Origin of the sequence: Bradyrhizobium sp. SZCCHNRI20481 (genome assembly GCF_032485055.1) — a bacterium.
In the GTDB taxonomy this organism is placed as follows: domain Bacteria; phylum Pseudomonadota; class Alphaproteobacteria; order Rhizobiales; family Xanthobacteraceae; genus Bradyrhizobium.
This window is the reverse complement of record NZ_JAUEUE010000009.1, coordinates 1-22,714: the sequence shown is the minus strand read 5'-3', so window position 1 is coordinate 22,714 and position 22,714 is coordinate 1. Positions and strand designations below refer to the sequence as shown.

General features: G+C 66.7%; 18 protein-coding genes and 1 pseudogene. 14 read left to right on the top strand and 5 right to left on the bottom strand.

Features of this window, described 5'->3' with window-relative positions; translation table 11 throughout:
* Positions 1 to 505: 505 nt before the first annotated feature.
* Positions 506 to 2,452 (bottom strand): hypothetical protein, encoded by a 1,947-nt coding sequence (locus tag QX132_RS16020; RefSeq protein WP_316161887.1) that lies wholly within the window; start codon positions 2,450 to 2,452, stop codon positions 506 to 508.
* A 96-nt stretch (positions 2,453 to 2,548) separates the two neighbouring features.
* Positions 2,549 to 3,640 carry a YbhN family protein gene (locus QX132_RS16015; protein ID WP_315738814.1) on the bottom strand — a complete coding sequence of 364 codons (1,092 nt, stop codon included), beginning with the start codon at positions 3,638 to 3,640 and terminating at the stop codon, positions 2,549 to 2,551.
* A 384-nt stretch (positions 3,641 to 4,024) separates the two neighbouring features.
* On the opposite strand from QX132_RS16015, the gene QX132_RS16010 reads away from it, so the two are divergent.
* Positions 4,025 to 4,531, top strand: a complete 507-nt coding sequence (locus tag QX132_RS16010; protein ID WP_315777178.1) for a ferritin-like domain-containing protein — start codon at positions 4,025 to 4,027, stop codon at positions 4,529 to 4,531.
* Between the two features lie 74 nt (positions 4,532 to 4,605).
* Here the strand turns inward: QX132_RS16010 and QX132_RS16005 are convergent, their stop codons facing one another.
* Positions 4,606 to 5,040, bottom strand: coding sequence for a hypothetical protein (locus QX132_RS16005; protein WP_315738812.1), 435 nt, complete (start codon positions 5,038 to 5,040; stop codon positions 4,606 to 4,608).
* A gap of 108 nt (positions 5,041 to 5,148) precedes the next feature.
* Between QX132_RS16005 and QX132_RS16000 the strand changes: the two genes are divergently transcribed.
* From QX132_RS16000 to QX132_RS15990, 3 genes are all read left to right on the top strand, one after another.
* Positions 5,149 to 5,679 carry a hypothetical protein gene (locus QX132_RS16000; protein WP_315738811.1) on the top strand — a complete coding sequence of 177 codons (531 nt, stop codon included), beginning with the start codon at positions 5,149 to 5,151 and terminating at the stop codon, positions 5,677 to 5,679.
* Positions 5,680 to 5,765: 86 nt separating this feature from the next.
* Positions 5,766 to 6,353, top strand: a complete 588-nt coding sequence (locus QX132_RS15995) for a YdcF family protein (protein ID WP_316161885.1) — start codon at positions 5,766 to 5,768, stop codon at positions 6,351 to 6,353.
* A 109-nt stretch (positions 6,354 to 6,462) separates the two neighbouring features.
* Positions 6,463 to 7,086, top strand: a complete 624-nt coding sequence (locus QX132_RS15990; protein ID WP_316161884.1) for a class I SAM-dependent methyltransferase — start codon at positions 6,463 to 6,465, stop codon at positions 7,084 to 7,086.
* A gap of 53 nt (positions 7,087 to 7,139) precedes the next feature.
* Here the strand turns inward: QX132_RS15990 and QX132_RS15985 are convergent, their stop codons facing one another.
* Both QX132_RS15985 and QX132_RS15980 read right to left on the bottom strand, forming a co-directional pair.
* Positions 7,140 to 7,565 carry a universal stress protein gene (locus QX132_RS15985; RefSeq protein WP_315712676.1) on the bottom strand — a complete coding sequence of 142 codons (426 nt, stop codon included), beginning with the start codon at positions 7,563 to 7,565 and terminating at the stop codon, positions 7,140 to 7,142.
* Between the two features lie 53 nt (positions 7,566 to 7,618).
* Positions 7,619 to 8,161 carry a histidine phosphatase family protein gene (locus tag QX132_RS15980; RefSeq protein WP_315738806.1) on the bottom strand — a complete coding sequence of 181 codons (543 nt, stop codon included), beginning with the start codon at positions 8,159 to 8,161 and terminating at the stop codon, positions 7,619 to 7,621.
* Positions 8,162 to 8,266: 105 nt separating this feature from the next.
* On the opposite strand from QX132_RS15980, the gene QX132_RS15975 reads away from it, so the two are divergent.
* The 10 genes and pseudogenes from QX132_RS15975 to QX132_RS15930 all read left to right on the top strand — a co-directional run.
* Positions 8,267 to 9,697: an FAD-binding oxidoreductase gene (locus tag QX132_RS15975; protein ID WP_315738805.1), complete on the top strand. Its 1,431-nt coding sequence runs from the start codon at positions 8,267 to 8,269 to the stop codon at positions 9,695 to 9,697.
* A 97-nt stretch (positions 9,698 to 9,794) separates the two neighbouring features.
* Positions 9,795 to 10,298: a peptide-methionine (R)-S-oxide reductase MsrB gene (msrB, locus tag QX132_RS15970; RefSeq protein ID WP_316161882.1), complete on the top strand. Its 504-nt coding sequence runs from the start codon at positions 9,795 to 9,797 to the stop codon at positions 10,296 to 10,298.
* A gap of 297 nt (positions 10,299 to 10,595) precedes the next feature.
* The gene (locus QX132_RS15965; protein ID WP_315777184.1) at positions 10,596 to 12,398 is read left to right on the top strand and encodes a flagellar hook-basal body complex protein; all 1,803 of its coding nucleotides are present in this window, start codon (positions 10,596 to 10,598) and stop codon (positions 12,396 to 12,398) included.
* A 44-nt stretch (positions 12,399 to 12,442) separates the two neighbouring features.
* On the top strand, positions 12,443 to 14,305 hold the full coding sequence (gene flgK, locus QX132_RS15960; RefSeq protein WP_315738802.1) for a flagellar hook-associated protein FlgK: 1,863 nt from the start codon (positions 12,443 to 12,445) through the stop codon (positions 14,303 to 14,305).
* A gap of 15 nt (positions 14,306 to 14,320) precedes the next feature.
* On the top strand, positions 14,321 to 16,192 hold the full coding sequence (locus QX132_RS15955) for a flagellar protein (RefSeq protein ID WP_316161880.1): 1,872 nt from the start codon (positions 14,321 to 14,323) through the stop codon (positions 16,190 to 16,192).
* Between the two features lie 92 nt (positions 16,193 to 16,284).
* Positions 16,285 to 17,091 carry a hypothetical protein gene (locus QX132_RS15950; protein WP_316161878.1) on the top strand — a complete coding sequence of 269 codons (807 nt, stop codon included), beginning with the start codon at positions 16,285 to 16,287 and terminating at the stop codon, positions 17,089 to 17,091.
* Between the two features lie 11 nt (positions 17,092 to 17,102).
* Positions 17,103 to 18,731, top strand: coding sequence for a hypothetical protein (locus QX132_RS15945; protein ID WP_316161877.1), 1,629 nt, complete (start codon positions 17,103 to 17,105; stop codon positions 18,729 to 18,731).
* Between the two features lie 52 nt (positions 18,732 to 18,783).
* Entirely contained in the window at positions 18,784 to 19,974 is a 1,191-nt protein-coding gene (locus tag QX132_RS15940) for a hypothetical protein (RefSeq protein ID WP_315739127.1), read from the top strand.
* Between the two features lie 68 nt (positions 19,975 to 20,042).
* Positions 20,043 to 21,479, top strand: a complete 1,437-nt coding sequence (locus tag QX132_RS15935) for an aspartate aminotransferase family protein (RefSeq protein ID WP_316162094.1) — start codon at positions 20,043 to 20,045, stop codon at positions 21,477 to 21,479.
* 347 nt (positions 21,480 to 21,826) lie between these two features.
* Positions 21,827 to 22,714, top strand: a pseudogene (locus QX132_RS15930) (flagellar protein); the annotation flags it as partial.

Below are 22,714 nucleotides of genomic sequence, written 5' to 3'. Positions count from 1 at the left end.
ATGCAGGCGGCAGGAACCACAGGTAAAGCCGATCAACCGGCATTCCCTGCGCGATGTTTGACGGCTTATACGTCCTCTCCCCGGGGACCGGCTGTCTTGCCCCCGTCACGAGCGGATCATCACCACCGCTCGCTTGGCATCAGCATCGGGATGCCAGGACCCTACGACTTCACCGTGCGCCGCCGCTCGTTCGTCGGCATGATCGGATCACGCTGCGACCGGTGGCGCCCACCGCGTCCCGCACTCCACGTTCGTGACGACCGCGAACCGCCCCTCTCATGAGCACGGGATGCGCTCATCAGAGCATGATTTCTGGAAAAAAGAAACAGGAAATTTTGTCACGAGGCGGCCGGACGCAGTCATCGACCTGGAATGGCGGGCGAATTTCGTCCTTTTGCGGCAGGCCGTTTCGGCGCAATCGACGGACTCCGCTCGCGACCGAGACGCAACGTCGAGCCGACGGGCGACTCGGTGCATCGGCGGTGAGCCGATCGTTGGCCGCGCGCTACTGCCGCACGACTCCCGCTGGCGGCAGCGGCTGGCTCGTGACGTTGGGCTCGGCCGCATCGAGGTTGAGCACCTCTGCTGCGGCCGGAAACGCGGCATCGGCCATGGCGGCGTGGCCCTCGGCGGTCGGATGCACGGCGCCGCCATAGACGGCCGAGAGCACGCCCCAGCTCGCATCGTGGATGTCGGAAGGCTGCATCGCCGCGGGCAGCCCTTGCGGATAGGTCATCGCCGAGAAGTAGCTGTCATTGGCGTCGCGGATCCAGCGCGCGCGCGGCAAATAGGGGCGATATTCGCTGGCGCCGCGGCCGCACAGCAGCGGCTCGTTGGCGGCGCTGACGATGTTCGGATCGAAGCTGGCGCCGTCGGCCGAAAAGCATTCGCGGTCGAACGGCGGATCCTGCGTCGAGCGGGCGCAGAAGCCGTGATCGGCAAACGCGGCCTGATGAGCATCGACGAAGGTCATGCGGTCGGCCTGCGGATCGCGGCACAGAACTCCCGCGGTGCATTGCGCCAGCCCGCGCAGCGACGGCAGGAACTCGTTCTCGACGAAGCCCGCGACCTTGGCGAGCCGCTGCGGATTGGCATTGAACGACGGATGGACCTCGAAGCCGGCCGGGCCGCCCGGGCAGGGCGTGCCGGCACGGCTCAGCGCCGGATTGCCGTAGGAGGTGTAGATGACGTGCGAGAGGTCGCCGACCAGCGGCTTCAGCGCCTCGCGCAGCTTGGCAAAGCCCTGCGGCAGGTCGCTCGCCAGCTCGCTGCGCGATTCCTCCACCGAGCCGATCACGCCGGAGCGCTTGAACAGGGTGCGCTCGGTCGGCGTGTCGACGATGACGTCGGCGACGAGGCCGGAGAAGTTGATGTCGTTGGCGCCGATCGACAGCAGAATCAGGTCGAGCTTGCGGTCCGGCTGGCGGCGCTTGGCCGCGGTCAGCGCCTCGCGGAGTTCGCCGAGCTGGCCGTTGACGCCGCCGGCGCAGGTCGCGACCGAGCGGCCGGGCGTGCATTCGCGCGCGCGCTGGCTGCCGAACAGGCCGTCGGCGATGGTGGCGCCGGTGCAGGCGAGCGGCAGGTAGGTGACCGCGACGTGCGGATAGCGCACCGCGAGCGCCAGCGCCGTGCGGGTCTGGTAGCTGTAGAGCGAGCGGTGGCAGGCAGCGTTGAGCCAGACCGCGCTGTATTTCTGCCAGTTCTGCAGCGTGTCCGGCGCCTCGCAGGCGCGGCCGCCTTTGAAGCCGGCGCGGCTCGGCCGATAATATTGCGCGGTCGGGCCGCCGAGATAGGAGCGGAAGCAGAAGCCGTCGTCGGCGAGCGCGATCGGGCGGTCCGGATTGCCCTCGCCGGAGGCGATGCTGTCGCCGAGGCCGGCGATCAGGACGTCGCGGACCTGGATTCCGGTCGAGACCTGCCGCGTGCCTTCGGGACTGGCGACATCGACGGATGCCACGGTCTGGCGGCCGTAGCGGACGCGCAAATTGACCGGCTCGGCGCAGTCGAAGGTCGAGGTCTGCGGCCCGTCGCCGTCGTCGAACGACCAGGCACAGGTGGCGCCGACCGGCACCGGGCCGGTCAGGCGCACGGTGACCGGATGGTCGAGGGGTGTGAGATAGCTTTCCTTGACGTTGTCGCGCGTGCACGGCTCGTTGACGCGGCCGGCGAGGTCGATGCAGAGCCGGTTGACGACGTTGCGGGCCCAGCCGCGGCCGTCGCTCTGCACTCCCAGCGCCTGCTCGGCGGCGAGGATGGAGCGGTCGCGCGTGCTCTCGGTATGCAGCAGGAAGTCGCGCTCCTCGCGGAAGAGACGGAAGCGGTTGCGCACCTCCCAGCTGATCTGCAGCGGCGCTGCGCCGAACTGCGCGGCCGCCTCGGTGACGGCGAGAGGGGCGAGCAGGCCGGCCAGGACGCAGGCGGCGAGCAGCGGACGAGGGGGCATTCGGGTCATGCGCAAGGATTCACGTCAGCGATGGGGCGGAAATAAGAGGATCGCACGCGAGTTCAACCGGTCGAGGGTCGAACCGTCCGCGAGAGAAGTTGCTGCTCAGCGCTGGGAGTGGCGCTTGATGCGCTGGGGAACCGCAGCGGGTGCCGCGGCCGCGGCGCGCTTGGCGGCGACCTCGTCCTCGCAGGCGGCGTTCAGCCGGCGCCGCTCCTGCCACGGCTTGACGACGTTCATCCAGAGCTCCCTGATGCCCATGATCGAGATCGCGATGGCGAAGGGGATCACGAAATAGAGCACGCGGAAGACGAGCAGGGTGGCCAAGAGCTGCTCGCGGCCGAACTGCGGCAGCGCCACCAGCATCGCGGCATCGAACACGCCGATGCTGCCAGGCGCATGGCTGGCAAAGCCGAGCAGGGTGGCGAGGATGAACACCACCGACAGCGACAGGAAGTCGATCGGAGGATCGGCGGGGACGAGCAGGTACATCGCCAGCGCGCAGAAGCCGAGGTCGACGACGCCGATCAGGATCTGCACCAGCGTGAGCTGCGCGGAAGGCAGTACCACCTTCCAGCCGTTCTGGCCGAGCTGCCGGCGGTTCTTGCCGGCGGTCAGCCAGCCGAGATAGGCGAAGATCGCCCCGAGGATGCCGATCGCGATCAGCTGGTTCATCGCCGGGGGCAACTGGTCCATCGCGGTGGCGGCGGCCGGATGCAGGGTCATGCCGATGCCGAGCACGAACAGGTTGCCGAGCCAGAAGGTCAGGCCCGACAGGAAGCAGATCTTGGCGACGTCGATCGCGGACAGGCCGTAGTCAGAATAGATCCGGAACCGGATCGCGCCCCCGGTGAAGACGGTGGCGCCGATGTTGTGGCCGATCGAATAGCTGGTGAAGGCGCTCATCGCTGCGATGCGATAGGGGACGTGTTTCTTGCCAATCGTTCGCAGTGCAAAATAGTCATAGAAGGTCAGCGTGCAGAACGCGCCGATCACACACAAGGCCGCGAGCGCGATGTGACCGAGCGGGATTTCGGTGAGCGCCGTCAGGATGACACCGGCATCGACGCCCTTGAGCGTGCGCACGAGCGTCGTGATCGCGAAGGCGATGATCGCAAGGCTCGCTGCAATCCCCAGCCGCTTCCAGCCGATCCATTTCTTGAAGCCACGCGAGAGCGTGGTCAGCAGGCGCTGCATTCATCCTCCCGGCGGGGCGGTACTAGTTCTTGGAAAAGAGGCGAAACCATTGGTCGATGGAGGCGGGCAATTCGTGACAGCCTGTTCCTTATGCTAAAATGCGCGCCTTGTGCAGTCCTTGACACAGCTCAGCTCCGACCCATGCGGCGCGGGTCTGTCACACTCCAGTCACATGGCTGGCGACCGCCTCAGTTCGGTCCAATTGGTTACGCGCGCGGTTCACGAGCAAACCTGGCCCTCTGCGACCGGTTCCGGCCGGCAGGGCCGGTTGCGCCGGAACAACCGCGGTGGCCGCCGGTTAGCGCCCCGCGGGCACAGCGAACATGGCGACGATCGGTCGGGGAGGGACCTGCCATGTTCCCGAACCAAGAGGACATGAGGCAAATGGGACTGTTCACCAAGGACATCAAGACGATGAACGATCTGTTCGTTCATCAGCTGCAGGACATCTATTACGCCGAGAACCAGCTCGTCAAAGCGCTGCCGAAGATGGCGGACAAGGCGACGGATCGGAAGCTCAAGCAGGGCTTTCTGACCCATCTCGATGAGACGAAGACGCATGTGACGCGTCTCGAGCAGGTGTTCAAGATGCACGGCATCGCGGCCAAGGCGGTCGACTGTCCGGCGATCGACGGCATCATCGAGGAGGCCGAGGAGGTCGCCGGCGAGGTCGACGACAAGGCCGTGCTGGACGCAGCGCTGATCAACGCCGCCCAGGCGGCCGAGCACTACGAGATCACGCGCTACGGCAGCCTGATCGCCTGGGCCAAGCAGCTCGGCCGCAGCGACTGCGCCGCCGTGCTGCAGAAGACGCTCGACGAGGAGAAGGCGACCGACATGAAGCTGACCAAGCTCGCCGAGAGCGGCGTCAACCTGCGCGCCGCGAGCTGATCGCGTCACCAGTCGATGAGACAAAACGCCGCGCGGACATCCCGCGCGGCGTCGTCGCATCCGGATGCCGCGCGTCAGCTCTTACGCAACGCGAAATTGGCGCCGCAGAACGCCATCAGGGCGCCGAGGCAGAGCGCGGCGAGGCCGGCCAGCACACCTGAGGCCGACGGCACCGGGCTCGGGCCGGAGATCGCCTGGCCGATGCCGGCCAACATCAGTACGCCGACCACGACCAGGAAGTTGCGCATCCGCTGCGGGATCTCGCCCGACACCGCGCTGTGCATGATGTTGGCGATGAAATAGCCCGAGGAGAAGCCGACGGTGGCGATCAGCCACCAGGCGATCGCCGATCCGGCCGGCATGAAGGCGCCGCTCTCGGTCTGCCACAGGCCGCCGAGATCGAGCCCGTAGCGGGCGCCGAGCATGTGCACGGCCAGCGCCAGCAGCACGCCGGCGGCCATCGCTCCGGCCAGGATCAGGTGGCGCGGAAAATAGATCGTTTCGCTCATGCTCCGTTTGTAGGATAAGGCGCGCGCCACACGCAACAGGACCGATCCATTTCCCAGGACATCACCACAGAAGGCCATGACGCGATCCGCTACGCCTACAAGGCGTCGTTGATCGGCGCCGCGCAGCAGTTCGAGCTCACGGGGCAGGGCCTGTCGTGGCGGTTCGCCGGCCGCACCGGCCTGTGGCCGTACGCCGACATCGCCGCGATCCGGCTGTCCTACCGGCCGGTGTCGATGCAGGCGAAGCGTTTTCGTGCCGACATCACCCATCGCGATGGCCGCAGGCTGAGCATCATCTCGACTTCCTGGCAGACGGCGGCGTTGATGGCGCCGCAGAGCGAGGCCTATCGTGCTTTCATCCTCGGCCTGCATGCGCGGCTCGCCTCGAGCGGCAGCAACGCGCGGCTCACGGCCGGCCTCGGCCGCTTCACCTACGGCGCGGCGCTAGCCGCGATTGCGCTGTTCGCGGTGGCGATGACCGGGCTTCTGGTGCGTGCGCTCGTCATCGCCGAATGGTCGGGAGCGTTGTTCCTGATCGGCTTCGCCGCGCTGTTCGCCTGGTATGTCGGCGGCTTCATCACCCGCAACAGGCCGCGCAGCTACACGTTCACGGATATTCCCGGCTCGCTGCTGCCGTGATCACGCGGCGTCATCGCCGGTCATCGAATGTGAGCGCGCGACAGCGCCGCGTCATGCCAGGATGAGCCGACGTTGGGAGAAGAACGATGCAGGATCGCGCGCTGCGCAGACCGGATGACGCCGAGATCGCCGCGGTCAACGCGCGGCATTTCGCCGATACGCCGCTGCGGCCGGCCGATCTCCTGTTCGTGTTCGGGACCCGCGTCGACGAGGAGCTGCGTGCCGAGACGGCGGTGAAGCTGTGGCAGCAGGGCTACTTTCGCCACGCCATCGTCAGCGGCGGGATCACGCCGGGCGCTGATCTTTCGGAGTGTACGCTGATCAAGGCCGCCATGGTGAGGCGCGGCATTCCGGCCGAGCGCATCCTCGAAGAGCACCACGCCACGAATACCGGCGAGAACGTCGCGCTCGCACTGCCGGTGATCGAAGCCGCGCTCGGCCTCGCCAATGTCGGCAGCGTGATCTGCCTCGGCAACAGCTGGACCGCGCGGCGCTACGCGATGACCCTGCAGCGGCACTGGCCCGAAGTGGAGAAGATGCTGCTGACGGTCGATAGCTTCAGCGTACCGCGGCAGTTGTGGCACACCGATCCGGAGTTCCGCCGCCGCGTGCTGAGCGAATGGGACAAGATCGAACCTTATAAGGCGAAGGGCTTCATCGCGGAGTGGCCGTGATCGACTCGGCGCGTGCTCGCACTTCGATGACAACAGCGTCCATCGGGTCTCATGGCAGACTTTGGTGGTCATTCCAGATGGGGCATCTGGCCCCTGCAACGGAGTTTCCATGAACCAAGGTGCAGGCCGTATTGTCGCCCACTACGAGCACCATGCGCTGTCGTGGGACGCCGACCGCCGCGCGGCTGCCTGGACTGACAAGCCTCCCATCGAACGCTTCCTTGCGTGTCTCCGACCGGGCGCAACCGTGCTCGATCTCGGCTGCGGGGGCGGTGTGCCGATCGCAGCGCACATTTCCGGACAGGGGTTGTCCGTCACCGGCGTGGACGGCTCGCCGACGATGATCGCACTTTGCCGAACGAGGATGCCGGATCAGGAATGGATCGTCGCCGACATGCGGTCGTTGACCTTAGGTCGGCGGTTTGACGGCGTGCTGGCCTGGGACAGCTTCTTCCATCTTGGGCACGATGACCAGCGACGAATGTTTCCAGTCTTCGCGGCCTGCACGGCTTCGGGCGGCATTCTGATGTTCAACGCAGGCCCCGCACATGGTGAAGCCATCGGGTGCTATCGCGGCGATCCGCTTTATCATGCGTCTCTCGATCCATCCGAGTACGCGGCGCTGCTTCGCGACAATGGTTTCGAATTGATCGCACATTCGGTTGGCGAGCCAGCGAACGGCGAGCGTAGCTTCTGGCTTGCTCGCGCGGCTGAGGCTGGTCCGACCGTCTGACTCACGGCTCGGTCAAAGCGGTCCGACATGCGAAGATGCGGTGATCTGCCGCCTCACGGCCTCACCACCAGCACCGAGCACTTGGCGTAGCGTACCACGTGCCCCGCGTTGCTGCCGAGGAAGTAGGTCCGCATCGCCGGGCGGTGCGAGGTCATCACGATCAGGTCGGCGTTGACCTTGGCCGCCTCCTCGAGGATCTCGTGATAGATGCCGCCCTGGCGTACCGTGTAGCTGATGCGCTCGGCCGGGATGCCGGATTCGCGCGCCACGATCGACAGCGCTTCCTCGGCGGTCTCGCGCTGCTGCGCATCGAAATCGGCCGGGACGTATTCGGCGAGCATCACCGGCGTCATCGGCATCACGTTGAGCAGATGCACCGTGCCGCTCCAGGTCTGCGCCAGCGTGGCCGCGGTGGCGATGGCCGGCTTGGCGAGGTCGGTGTCGGCCAGATCGATCGGCACCAGAATCGAGTTGAACATCGAAGGTCCTCCTCTCTCTCCGCCGGCATTACGCGCCGGCCCCGACCTGTCTGTCAATCGACCGAGCCGTGCTTGAGCAGTTTCGGCGTGATGAACCTCAGCAGGTTGCCGCGGGCGAAGCTCACATCGCCCCAATCGTCGGTGTCGAAATCGAGCACCGCGAGTCCCGCGGTCGGCATGTTGCGCATCAGCTCGTGGCGGGCCTCGGAATCGCCCTCGCCGGTCAGCGCCAGCGCCAGCTCGTGCATGCCGGGATTGTGCCCGACGAGCAGGAGCTGCTTCGGATCATGCGCTGCCGCAAGGCGGATGTGATACAGGATCTGCATCGGCTCGGCGCCGTAGAGCTCGGGAACGGACTCGACCTGCGGGGCCGGGACACGGTCCTTCATCGCCGCAAGCGCGAGGTCCCAGGTCTGCTGCGCCCGAACCGCGGTCGAGACCAGCACCAGCTCCGGCACCGGCGGGTGGCTGGCGATGAAATCGCCGATCATGGCGGCATCCTGGTGCCCGCGCTCGTCGAGACGGCGGTCCTGGTCGCGGCCGGTCGGCGCGTCAGTCTCGGTCTTGGCGTGGCGCAGCAGCATCAATCGGCGCATGGAATTCCGTCTCGAATCGTTCAGGCTGGGTCAGCCTCTACCACGTCTCTTTATCGCCATTAAAAGCGTCATGACGTCCGGCGCAGGGTTCGCTAAGAAAACGCCATGAGCGAGACTTCCACAAGCATGAACGATGACGCCGATGCCGCAGGTGCACACGGCCGCACCAGGTTGAATTTCGACCTCGATGTCGACGTCTGTGTGGTCGGGGCGGGATTGGCCGGCTTGACGGTGGCATTGTGCGCGGCCCGGCAGGGGGCGAGCGTCGCGGTGCTGGAAGGTCGCCAAGTCGGATGGAACGCATCCGGTCACATGATCGGCACGGTCATGCCCGGGTTCGACCTGCCGCTGCCGGATCTGATCGAGCGCGTCGGGCTCGCGCATGCGCGGGCGCTGTGGGCGTTGTCCTGGTCCGGCGCCGAGTTCATCCGCGCCCAGGCCACCGAGGCTGCGATGCCGGGCATCGGGCTCAGCGAAGGCGCGCTCGAAGTCTCCAATGTCGATGCCGGCGACGCCTTGATCCGCCGCCTGCAGATGCTGCACGAGGATTTCGACACCGAGGTCGAGGGCTGGCAGGTCGAGCGTGTCAGGACCAAGCTCAAGACCGACCGCTACTTCCATGGCGTCCATTACCCCCGGGCGTTCCAGCTCGATGGCCGGAAGTATGTTCATGCCCTGGCGCGGCTCGCGCACAGGGCCGGGGCGCGGATCTTCGAGGATACGCCGGTGGTCAGCATCGACGCGTCAGGCGTGCGCAAGCGCATCGTGACGCCGTCGGCGCGGATGCGGGCCTCGCACATCGTGCTGGCCGGCAACATCCATCTCGGCGCGCCGCTGCAGAAACTGTCCGATACGCTGTTGCCGGTGTGGCGCTATGGTGGCGTCACCGCGCCGCTCGGCGAGCGGCTCGCCGAGGCGGTCGCCTTCCAGGGATCGGTCAGCGATACCGATGGCATCGATCATTTTCGCATCGTCGACGGTGACCGGCTGATGTGGGCGAGCCCGGAGACGACCTGGGACGCCCGGCCCAGCGGATTTGCCGCGGCGTTGCAGCGCCGGATCCGGACGGTGTTCCCGCAGCTCGGCCGCGTCGAGATCGCCGAGACCTTCGGCGGCGTGACCGGCCAGACCGTGCATGGCATGCCGCAGATCGGCCAGCTTCGCAAAGGGCTGTGGGTCGCGAGCGGCTTCGGCCGGCAGGGGCTCAACACCTCGGCGATGGCCGGGCAGCTGATCGCGCAGGCGATCCTCGCCGGCGACGACCGCTGGAAGCTGTTCTCGCCGTTCGAGCTGGTCTGGGCCGGCGGCGTCAGCGGCCGGGTCGCCGGCCACGTGGTCAATCTCTGGATCCGCGGCCGCGCCGCCGCGGCCGGGACGCTGGCGCGGCACCGCGAGCGCGTGCGCGTGCAGGAGCGTGTGCGCGAGATCAGGGCGGCCGAAGCGCGGCGCCGGGCAGCCGAGCGTCCCGGCTCGCGGCTGCCGTTGCGGCCGCAGCCATCCGATCTGAACCGCCGTCCCGACGCCGGGGAGGGCTGACCCCTCGCAAGAAAGTGAGCCGTCGCGCCGGCGCCTGACGTAACTTCGCGGGATCCCATCCGTAGATCCGGTAACCCATCGCCGCACGGAGACCTCCATGATCGACCGCCGTCTGATGTTCACCACCGCCGCCGGCCTGTTCGGCTTCGCTGTCCTGCGCTGGCTCGGCGGCTCCGCGCCGGCCCGTGCCGCCGAGAAGTTCGAGATCGAGAAGACCGAGGCCGAGTGGCGCGCGCAATTGACGCCGCAGCAGTACGAGATACTGCGCGAGGAGGGCACCGAGCGGCCCTGGACCAGCCCGCTGCTGAAGGAGCACCGCAAGGGCACCTTCGCCTGCGCCGGCTGCGACCTGCCGCTGTTCTCCTCCGACACCAAGTTCGACAGCGGCACCGGCTGGCCGAGCTTCTTCAAGCCGCTCGACAATGCCGTGGCGACGCGCCAGGACAAGACCTACGGCATGGTCCGCACCGAGGTGCATTGCCGCCGCTGCGGCGGCCATCTCGGCCACGTGTTCGACGACGGCCCCAAGCCGACCGGCTTGCGCTACTGCATGGACGGGCTGTCGCTCACGTTCCACCCGGCAAATCCGTCGTCGACCTGACAGGAATTTGCGCCCGGATTGTCCGGCCCGTCCGTTCAAGGCTCAGATGGGGGTCTTCAGGACGCGCCGGCAGCCGCGACGAGCGGTCGAGCCGGAGCGCGATTTGGCGCGTCCGGCCCGGCAAGAACTGCCGGCTCGGCAATTGTTCACCAGTTTTGACGCCGTTTTTTTTACGTTGTTGTTTTCCAACCTGCTGATTTCGCAGCATTTTCACATCTGGCACAGCGATTGCGACAGCTCTCCACGAAACGCGGTGCGGGCCGACCCCGCCGCCGGCATCACAGTGGAGAGATTGGTATGGGTATCTTCGACGCGATGAACACTTCGGTGAGCGGTCTGTCCGCTCAATCATTCGCGCTGCAGAACATTTCCGGTAACATCGCGAACGCGTCGACCGTCGGCTACAAGGGCATCGGCACCAGCTTCGAAGACCTCATCCCGAACGCCACCAACCCCACGCGCCAGAATGCCGGCGGCGTCACCGCCTTCGCCAAGGCCACCATCACCACCCAGGGCACCGTCTCGACGTCCTCGGTCGCCACCAACATGGCGATCAACGGCGATGGCTTCTTCAACGTGCAGAAGGCCTCCTCGGTCGTCGACAACGTGCCGGTCTTCACCGGCGTCACCAACTACACCCGCCGCGGCGACTTCCAGCTCAACGCCAACGGCAACCTGATCAACGGCGCCGGCTATTACCTGATGGGCGTCGCGGTCGATCCGAAGACCGGCAACGCCACCGGCAACGTGCCGACCGTGCTGCAGTTCGCCAACAACTTCGTGCCGGCGCAGGCGACCACCGCGATCCAGTACGCCGCCAACCTGCCGACGCAGCCGAAGACCGCAGCGAGCGGCAATGCTGCGACCGGCACGCTGGTCGCGGCCGGCGGCCTCAACTCGGCCGATCTCTCCAACGTGCCGCTGCCGGTCGGCACCAACTTCTATGCCGACTCCACCGTGACCGGCGCCACCGCCATGAACAAGGTCCCGGCGCAGATCACGACCTCGACATTGTTGAGCGGAGCCAGCGGCGACTCGATCTCGAGCAACTTCACCGCCGGCGACACCATTACCCTGACCGGCAGCGCCGGCGACGTCGTCACCTTCACCTTCGTCGCCTCCGGCGCCTCGGGTACCCAGATCAATGTCGGCGACTCCGTCGGCACGCTGTTGGCGAAGATCGCGACCGTCACCGGCGTGCAGCCGACCATCACCGCCGGCAAGATCACGCTGCATTCCGGCAGCGGCGAGGACTGGAACTTGAGCAGTGCCTCCCCGGGTTTCACCGCGCTCGGCCTCACGTCACCTGTGGCGCTGACGCGCACGGCGAGTCCCGGCACCGGCATCGTGATCGGCAATGATCTCACCAACTTCAACAACGAGACGATCTCGGGCGGCGCGGTCACGGCCTACAACTCGTCGGGCACGCCGGTGAACGTGCAGCTGCGCTGGGGCAAGGTCGACAGCTCGACGCTCGGCACGGGCCACAAGGACACCTGGAACCTGTTCTACCAGACCGACTCGAACGCGACCGGCTCGACGGTGGCGTGGCAGAACGTCGGCACCAATTTCGTGTTCGCCTCCGACGGCTCGCTGGTGTCGCCGACGACCTCCAACATCTCCATTCCCAACGTCGTGGTCGACGGCACCACGCTCGGCACCGTCAGCCTCAACATCTCCTCGGGCGCGCTGACGCAATATGCGAGCACGATCGGCTCGGCGACCATCAACCAGATCAATCAGAACGGCTTCGCCGCCGGCCAGCTGCAGTCGGTCGCCGTCAACAACAGCGGCGTCGTCACCGGCACCTTCTCCAACGGCCAGACCATCAACCTGGCGCAGGTCACGCTGTCGCACTTCAACGGCACCAACTACCTGAAGGCGCTCGACGGCGGCGCCTATGAGGCGACCGACCAGTCCGGCCAGGCCATCATCGGCGCGACCGGCAAGATATCGGGCGGCTCGCTGGAAGGCTCCAACACCGACATCGCCGACGAGTTCACCAAGCTGATCGTGACCCAGCAGGCCTATTCGGCCAACACCAAGGTGATCACGACGGCCAATTCGATGGTGCAGGATCTTCTGAACGTGCTGCGCTGATCGCGCTGAGACGTGGCAGTTGAATTGACACAAGGCTACCGAACATGGGTTTGAGTTCTGCCCTCGCCACCGCGATGTCCGGCCTGCGTTCGACGCAGGCCGCGCTCTCGATCATCTCCTCGAACGTCGCCAACGCGAACACGCCCGGCTATGTCGCGCAGAACCCGAACCAGATCGAGGTCGCCAGCGGCGGCTTCGGCTCGACGGTGACGACGACGGGCGTCAACCGTCAGCTCGATTTGTTCGTCCAGAACCAGCTCCGCACCGAGACCTCGGGCGGGACCTATGCCAATCAGATGGCCAACATCCTGGGTCAGCTGCAAACCGTGTACGGTACGCCCGGCGGCAGCGGCACGCTCGAGACGGCGCTGAACAATTTCACGACGGCGCTGCAGTCGCTGTCGAACAATCCGAGCAACCAGTCGGCGCAGTCGGTGGCGCTGTCGGCGGCGCAGGGCGTGGCGCTGCAGCTCAACGCGACCACCAAGGGCATCCAGACCCTGCGCACCAATGTCGAGCAGGACATCGGCAATTCGGTCACGCAGGCGAATGCCGCGATCAAGCAGATCGCGACGCTGAACATGCAGCTGCAGGGGCTCAGCCCATCCGACCCGCTGTCGGCGACGTTGCAGGACCAGCGTGACAACGCCATCGACACGCTGTCCAAATACGTCGACATCCGTGTCGTCTCGGATGCGACCAACGGCACGAGCGTGTTCACCAATTCCGGCATCCAGCTGGTCGGCGCAGGCCTCAGCTCGGAGTTCACCTTCTCGTCGCCGGGGACGCTCGACGCCACCTCGCTCTACAGCAGCGATCCGACCAAGACCGGCGTCGGGCAGCTCAACATCAAGCTGTCGAACGGCGTATCGCTCGACGTCGTGTCGAACAATCTCCTGAACTCGGGGCAGATCGCGGCCGATCTCAAGCTGCGCGACCAGACCCTGGTGCAGGCGCAGACCCAGGTCGACCAACTCGCGGCGACGATGGCCTCGGCGCTGTCCGACAAGACCACGGCGGGCACCGCGGTGACCGGTCCGCCGGCCGGCTTCGACGTCTCGACCACCGGGCTGCTGGCGGGCAATACCATCAATCTGACCTACACGGATTCGAGCAACGTCCAGCGCCAGGTCAAGATCGTCAACGTCAACGATCCAGCGGCGCTGCCGCTGCGGAATGCCACCGGTGCCAACCCGTCCTATGTCGGCGTCGACTTCTCGCTCGGCATGGCCTCGGTGGTGTCGCAGCTCAACAGCGCGCTCGGTGGCGCGCATCTGCAGTTTGCCAATCCATCCGGCACGACGCTGCGCATCACCGATGACGGCACCAGCCAGGCGACGGTCAAGGCGGCCTCGGCCACCACCACGGTGCAGACGCTCGCCAGCGGCAACGCGCAACTGCCGGTCTTCACCGACGGCGGCGCGCTCTACACCGGTGCGATCACCTCGACCGGCTCGCAGATGACGGGTCTCGCCGGGCGGCTCAACGTCAATCCGGCGCTGCTCAACGATCCGACCAAGCTGTCGACCTATTCGACCTCGCCGCAGACCGCGGCCGGCGACCCGACGCGGCCGGACTTCCTGTTCGCGCAGCTGACCTCGGCGACCTTCAGCTACTCGCCAACCACCGGCCTTGGCTCGGCGGCGCAGCCGTTCCAGGGCACGGTGTCCGGCTATCTGCAGCAGTTCGTCAGCCAGCAGGGCAGTGCCTCGACGCTGGCGACCCAGCTCAGCCAGGGCCAGAGCGTCGTGGTCAGCACGCTGAAGGAGAAGTTCCAGAGCACGGCGGGGGTCAACATGGACAGCGAGATGTCCAACCTGATCCAGGTCCAGAACACCTATGCGGCCAACGCCCATATCATGTCGGTCGTGCAAAGCATGATGCAGAGCCTGCTCCAGGCATTTTAGTGAGGCGCGTGTAAGATGTCGATCAGCAGTGTCAATTACGGAAATTCCCTGCTCGGCCTGTCCGTGCGGAACATCTCGAACCAGCTCGCGGACCTTTCCACGCAGCTCTCGAGCGGCGTCAAGGCGAACAACTACGCCGGCATGGGGCCCGACGAGGGGTTCGCGATCGCGGCGCGAGCGCAGCTCTCGAACATCTCGGCCTTCACGCTGACGATGACCCACGTCAATACCGTGATCGGCGCGGTCAATACCTCGCTGCAGTCGCTGTCCAAGATTCATGACCAGGTCCAGAGCGGCGCCTCGGCGACGCCGCAGAACCTGACCAGCACGGGCCAGACCACGGGACAGTTGACGGCGCTGTCCAACCTGTCGGCCATCACTGGCATCCTCAACACCCAGGTCGGCGATCGCTACATTTTCTCCGGCAGCGCCACCGACCGGCCGGCGATCGCGTCGGCCGACGACATCCTGAACGGCACCACGACGCAGGCAGGCCTGAAGCAGGTTATCGCCGAGCGGCAGCAGGCCGATCTCGGGCTCAACGGTCTCGGGCGTCTCAACCTTTCGGCGTCGGCCACGATGCCGATCACGCTGGCGGAGGACGTCGCCGGCTCGCCGTTCGGCTTCAAGCTGAGCGGCGTGACTTCGTCGCTCACCAACGCCACGGTGACCGGACCGTCCGGCTCGCCTGCGGGCATTTCGGTCGACCTCACGGCGGGCAATCCGAATGCGGGCGACCAGATCAGCTTCACCTTCAAGCTGCCCGACGGCACCTCGGAATCGATCAAGCTGACGGCGTCGACCACGACGCCGGCGCCGACCAATACGTTCGCCATCGGTGCGACGCCGGCGGCCACCTCCGCCAATCTCAACGCGGCGCTCAACACGGCGCTGTCGACCCTGGCCAACACCTCGCTGACCGCCGCCTCGGCAATCGTCGCCGGTGACAATTTCTTCAACACGGCGAGCTCCGTTTCGGGAACGGCCGTCAACAACAAGGCCGCGACGCCCGCGCCGATCACCGGCGCGACGCTGCTGTCGGGACCGCTCAGCAGCGATTCGATCGCGACCAATTTCACCGCCGGCGATACCATCACCGTCAATGGGCAGACGCTGACCTTCGTCGCCTCCGGCGCCAACGGCAACAACCAGATCAACGTCGGCGACAGCGTGCAGACGCTGCTGTCTAAGATCGACACGCTCAGTGGCACGTCGAAGCCGTCGACGATCAGCGGCGGCGTGATCACCTTGCGCACCGACGACGCCGCCAGCTTCTCGGTGTCGAGCTCGAACGCGGGTGCGTTCGCGGCGCTGGGCTTCTCCGGCACGGTGACGGCGGCGACGCCGCCCTTGCGCGTCTCCGGCTCGCCGCTGGGGTCGGCGACCAGCCTCGTCAACGGGTCGGCCAACACCGTCGCCTGGTACACCGGCAACAGCGGTCCCGGCTCGGCGCGGTCGAGCGCGACCATCCGGATCGACACCGCGCAGAGCATTCAGTTCGGCGCCCAGGGCAACGAGTTCGCGATCCGCAACCTCGTGCAACAGACCGCGGTCTACGCCGCCGTCAACACGCCGCCGGCGGGAGCGAATGCGCCGCAGCAGATCGGCGCGCTCAGCCAGCGCATCGCCGCCAACCTGACGCCGCAGCTCGGTCAGCAGTCGATCTCGGACATCCAGACCGATTTCGCCAACGCCCAGACCACGATGAAAGACGCCACGGCGCGTCAGACCCAGGCCAAGGCCGCGATGCAGAGCATGGTCGACCAGACCGAGGGCATCTCGCAGCAGGAGGTGGCGAGCCAGATCCTGCAGCTGCAGACCAACCTCCAGGCGTCCTACCAGACGACGGCGATGCTGGCCCAGCTCACGCTCGTGAAATATCTGTAGCGCCCCGGGGGCGGCGGTTAGGTTTTCGTTAACCACGTCTCTTTAGCTTTTGTTCAGATCTGGGGCGAGAGCCTCTTTGTCTGGAGGCGGACGTGAGTGACGGAACCGACGAGCGCATTCACCTGGTGATCGCGACACCATGCTTCGGTGGCCAGGTGTCGAGCATCTATGCGAGCTCGATCTTCGCCCTGCAGCGCGAGTTGCGCGCCACCTCGAACGTCGACCTGACCGTCCACATGCGCGACGGTGATGCGCTGATCACCCGGGCGAGGGCGAATCTGGTCACCCTGTTCCTCAATGATCCCTCGGCCACGCATCTGTTGTTCGTCGATGCGGACATCGGCTTCACGCCAAGGCAGGTGTTCCGGCTGATCGAGTCCGGCGGCGACATGGTCGCCGGTGTCTATCCGGTCAAGAAGGTCAATTGGAACAAGGCACGCCGCGCCATCAACGACAACCGGATGGACGTGCCGGCGGCGTCGCTCGACTACGTGCTGGAGATCGACAATCCGGATCACGTCGCGGTGGTCAACGGCTTCACCCGCGTGCGCTATGCCGGCACCGGCTTCCTGATGATCCGCCGCCGCGTCGTCGAGGCAATGATCGCGCACCCGGCCTACGCGCCGCTGCAGTTCTTCCGCGAGCATTCGCAGGACGCGCTGGCCGGCTGCCCGAACCGCTTCGCGCTGTTCGAATGCATGATCGATCCTGAGACGGGCACCTATCTCAGCGAGGATTTTGCGTTTTGCCGGCGATGGACCGATCTCGGCGGTGAGATCTGGGCCGATCTCGACAGCCGGCTCGATCATGTTGGTCCGTCCGTGTTCCACGGCAATGTCGCCTCGCAATTCGCGTCGGCGGTGGCGGTTCCCACCGCTGCCACGGCCGACGCAGCCTGATGATCCGCGCGATGACCCCGGCGGCAACCCGGTCGCACATCTCTCACCCATCCCCGATCGACCGGCGCGAGCAGGGCGCCGCGACCGGACTGCGTGATCTGTTTGCCTTGCTCGGCGATCTCCTGATCGACGGCGGCGACACCCGCCTGGCGCTCGATCGCCCCTGGGGCCGCAACGTCTATGGCTGCGGGCCGTCGCCCGAACCCGATGTGCTGTGCTTCGCATCGAGCACGGCCTCGCCGATTTCGGAACGCGCCTATGCGCGTGTCGAGCTGGCGCGCGAGCAACTGATGCATGCGGCGATCTCGCTCGGCCTCGACGCGGCGCTCGACCGGCGCACCGAGGAGATGCGCTGCGAATTGCGTGGATATCTCGGCCTTGCCGACGAGGTCGACATCGTGTTCTCGCCGTCCGGCACCGACTCGCAACTGCATGCGCTGGCGCTCGTACGGGCGGTGCTGGGTGAGGCCGTCACGAGCATCGTCGTCGGCGGCGACCAGACCGGCAGCGGCACCGCCACGAGCGCCCGGGGACACCATTTCAGCACGCGGACGGCCAACGGTCTGGCGGTGCGAATGAACACTCCGATCGACGGGCTTTCGGGCGACGCCGTGTCGCTGCCGCTGCTCGACGGCGCATCGATGCAGCCGCGCGCTGATATCGACGCCGAGGTGCTCGACAGCGTCGAGGCGCTGGTGCGGAACGGTCGTAGCGTCTTGCTGCAGGTCATGGATTCCTCCAAGCTCGGCTGGCGCGCGCCGGACATGGCCTGCCTGGACGAGGTGGCGCGGCGCTGGCCGGGGCGCGTCCAGGTCGTCGTCGATGCCTGCCAGATGCGGCTCGGCGCGGCGCGGCTGCGCGATCATCTCGAGCGCGGCCATCTGGTGCTCGTCACGGGCTCGAAGTTCTTCGGCGGCCCCGCCTTCAGCGGCGCGCTGCTGGTGCCCGCGGCCGCAGCGGCTGCGCTGCGCAGCGGGCATCCGATCGCGCCCGGCCTGTTCGACTACGTCAATCGCAGCGATTGGCCGCTCGCCTGGACGGATCTGCGCGCGCGCACCGCGCCGCGCGCCAATATCGGCCAATGGCTGCGCTGGGAAGCCGCGCTGGCGGAGATCGCGGCGTATCACGCCGTGCCCGAGACGTTCCGTCGGATGGCGATCCGGCAGCTCGGCGAGTCGATCGAAAGCCTGCTGATGCTGTCGCCGGTGCTGCGTCCGATCACCACCCGCGTCCCCGCGCAGGATGGGAGCGATGGCGAATTCGGCTTTCCCACCATCTTCCCGTTCGCGCTCCAGCGCGATGGCGGACCGCTCGGCCTCGGTGAGACGCAGGCGGTGTATCGCGCGCTGCAGCGCGACCTCGGCAACGGCTTCAGCGGACGCGCGGCCGAGGTTGCCGCGCGCCAGTGCCTGATCGGCCAGCCGGTGCGGATCGAACGCGCGGGCGAGGCGCCGACGGCCGCGCTGCGGCTGTGCATCGGCGCGCGCCAGGTGACGGACGCGTGGTGCGACGACGTCACCGCCGCCCGGGTCAATCTCGATTCCGACATCGACCGCATCGCCGACATCGTCGCCAAAACAGAGCTGCTCGTATCGGATCTGAGCAGCCAGGATCTCAGGGACATCTGCAATGCCGACTGATTTGCTCGCGCTGGCCGACGCCACCGACGCAGGATGTGCCGACCGGATCGGCATGGCCAAGCTCGCCAAGGCCGCCTTCGACGGCCAGGACCTGAAACCGATGTGGGCCGCCTTGCTCGCCAAGCTGCTCGACGGCCGCGCGCAGCCGGGCGAGGGGCTCGATCTCGCGCTGATCGCGCAGCTCATCGGCGAGAAATCGTCCGGGCTCGCGATCCAGTACGACGTTCTGCAGTCGCAGCAGCTCTACCGCGTTGCCAGCAACAGTGCGACGCCGCGGCTGCGCGTGCTCGCGCTCGCTGCGGCCACCGACATGGGCAGCAACACGCCGATCGAGTTCCTGCTCGAGGACAGCGACATCGAGCTGCTGCTGCTCTATGTCGTTCCGGGCGCGGACCTGCTGGCGCCTTTGCCCGCTCATGACGTCGCCATCGTCATCGCCTCCGATTCCGAGGATTGTCAGCACGCGCTGCGCGAGATCGATGCCGTCGCGGCGCGCTGGCCGCGTCCGCTGCTGAATCCGCCGGAGCGGATCTGGCATCTCGATCGCGACAAGCTGCATGCGCTGCTGGCCGGCATCGACGGGCTTACCATTCCGGCGACCATCCCCGTCGACCGCGAGCGTCTGATCGAGATCGCCGACGAGCGCGAATGGATCACGGACGTCGACCACTCGCTCGCCTTCCCGGTCATTGTCCGGCCGCGCGGCTCGCATGCCGGCGTCGGCCTCGAGAAGATCGACGAGCCGCTCGAGCTGTCGCTCTATCTCGACGAGCGCGACGAGCAGGAATTCTTCGTCTCGCGCTTCGTCGACTATGCCAGCGAGGACGGCCAGTTCCGCAAGTACCGCATCGTGTTCGTCGACGGCACGGCCTACGCCTGCCACATGGCGATCGCGCGGCGCTGGGACATCTGGTACCTCAACGCCAACATGGCCGGCAGCGAGAGCAAGCGCCTCGAAGAGGCGACCTTCATGCAGACCTTCGATATCGGCTTCGGCCGCCGTCACCGCAGCGTGCTCGATGCGATCGCCGCGCGCGTCGGCCTCGATTATTTCATCATCGACTGCGCCGAGACCAGGGACGGCGCGCTGCTGGTGTTCGAGGCCGACAACACGGCCGTCGTCCACAACATGGATTCGCCGGAGGTCTTCCCCTACAAGCCGCCGCAGATGCAGAAGATCTTCGCGGCCTTCGCGGCCATGATCGACAAGCGCGCCGCGTCGCGGGCGGAGCAGGCGGCGTGACCGCCGGGCTGCGCATCGATCCTGCATCGCGGACGGCGGAGACGCTCGATCCGCAACATTGGGACGAGATGCGCGCGCTCGGTCATCGCATGCTCGATGACATGATCGACTATGTCGCTGATATCCGCGACCGGCCGGTATGGCAGCCGATGTCGCCTGCGACGCGGCAGAGCTTTCGCAGCGTGCTGCCGCATGCGCCGACGGATCTCGCCGAGGTCTATCGGGATTTCGGCGAGCTCGTCGTTCCCTACGCGACCGGCAACGTGCATCCCGGCTTCATGGGCTGGGTGCATGGCGGCGGCACCGTGGTCGGCATGCTCGCCGAGATGCTGGCTGCCGGACTGAACGCCAATCTCGGCGGCCGCGACCACGCACCGATCGAGATCGAGCGGCAGGTCGTCGACTGGATGCGCCAGCTGTTCGGCTTTCCGGCAAGCGCGAGCGGCATCTTCGTCACCGGCACGTCGATGGCGAACCTGATGGCGGTGCTGGTGGCGCGACGCGCCGCGCTCGGCGCGTCGGTTCGCAACGCCGGCCTCGGTGATGACGGCCGGCGCTTGCGCGCCTACACCTCGAAGGCGGCGCATGGCTGCATCGCCAAGGCGATGGACGTCTGCGGGCTGGGCAGCGACGCGCTCGGCTGCATCGCGGTGGATGCCGCACATCGCGTCGACGTCGGCGAGCTGCGGACCGCGATCGCGCGCGATCGCGCCGCGGGACTGCATCCGTTTCTTGTCGTCGCCTCCGCTGGCACCGTCGATATCGGCGCCATCGACGACCTCGCTGATATTGCCGAGCTCTGTCGTGCCGAGGGGCTCTGGTTTCACGTCGACGGCGCCTTCGGTGCGCTCGCGATGCTGTCCCCGGAGCTCGCACCGAAGCTCGCCGGCATCGAGCAGGCGGATTCGATTGCGCTGGATTTTCACAAATGGGGGCAGGTGCCCTACGATGCGGGCTTCCTGCTGGTGCGCGATGGCACCAAGCATCGCGACGCCTTCGCCTCGCCGGCCGCCTATCTGCGCCGCGAAACCCGTGGTCTCGCGGCGGGCACCGAGTGGCCCTGCGATCTCGGTCCTGATCTGTCGCGCGGCTTCCGGGCGCTGAAGACCTGGTTCACGCTGAGGACGTTCGGCACGGACGCGCTCGGCGCCGTGATCGCGCGAAGCTGCGAGCTCGCGCGCCATCTGGAGGCGCGGGTGCGCGCCGAGCCCGAGCTCGAGCTGCTGGCGCCGGTCAATCTCAACATCGTCTGCTTCCGCTATCGTGCCGACGATGCCGATGCGCTCAACGGCGAGATCGTCGCCGACATCCACGAATCCGGCCTCGCCGCGCCGTCGACCACGATGCTCGACGGACGGCTGGCGATCCGTGCCGCGATCGTCAATCATCGTACCGGGACGAGCGACATCGACCGGCTGATTGCGGCGGTCCTCATGTTCGGCCGCCAGCGCGCGGCCGGTCTCACGCCGTTGATCGAGGTCGATGCGCCGCCGCTGGCGCTCTGAGCGCAAACCGCATCTCGGCGTCGTCCGCTGGTCGATGACGACCGCCGGCAGAATGTCGCCGCGCGTGTCGAAACCTTTCCAAAGGTGGTTGACGCGTTGTGAACGACGGGCGCGTTTGTTGAATCAACGAGCCTTTTCAAAGGGCGTTCTTGCGCGATGACGCGGCAATGAGCCGCGCCGATGCGCCTGTTCCGCTGATTGAGGCGGCTGCGCACCACAGCCCTTCAGCGTTTGTTAGCCACTGCCATTCACCGTGACGCCCGTCGTCCGGGGTCGTTCAAATCGACCTGGGCTGCACCCTGATCTCGAAGGGATCGGGGTTTATTTCACACCAGAAGGGTATGAAAATGTCAGGTATCGTCCTCTCGGCGTCGGTGCGCCAGAATCTGCTGTCGCTTCAGTCGACGGCTCAGCTCCTCGCCACCACCCAGAACAATCTCTCCACGGGCAAGAAGGTCAACTCGGCGCTCGACAATCCGACCAACTTCTTCACCGCCCAGGGTCTCGACAACCGCGCTTCCGACATCTCCAATCTGCTCGACGGCATCGGCAACGGCGTGCAGGTGCTGCAGGCCGCCAACACCGGCATCACCTCGCTGCAGAAGCTCGTCGACAGCGCCAAGTCGATCGCCAACCAGGTGCTGCAGAGCGCGGTGGGCTACTCCACCAAGTCGAATGTCACCTCCGCGGCTCTGACCGGGGCGAGCGCCACCGACCTGCTCGGCTCCAGCTCGACGGCTGTGACCGGTTCGGTCGTGCAGAACGACAACACCACCCCGGCGGCGATCACCGGCTCGACCAAGCTGTCGGGCACGGCGGGCACCGCGTCGAACAACCTCGCCACCGGCATCACCTCCGGTGAGACGCTGGTCGTCAACGGCACCACCTTCACCTTCGTCACCGGCACGTCCTCGTCCGGCACCAACATCGGCATCGGCGACAGCGTCAGCAACCTGCTGTCGGCGATCCAGACCCAGACCGGCGTGACCGCGTCGATCACCGCGGGTGCGATCACCCTGACGCCTCCGGCGGCGGGATTGACGCTCTCGGGCAGCACCGGCACCTTGGGCAAGCTCGGGCTGACTGCTGTCGGCGACGGCTTGTCGGGTCAGACCTTGACGGTCGGCGCGACAGGAGGTGGCACGGCGACCAGCATCACGTTCGGTCTAGGGACAGGACAGGTCAAGTCGCTGAACGATCTCAACGCCAAGCTCGCAGCCAACAACCTGCAGGCC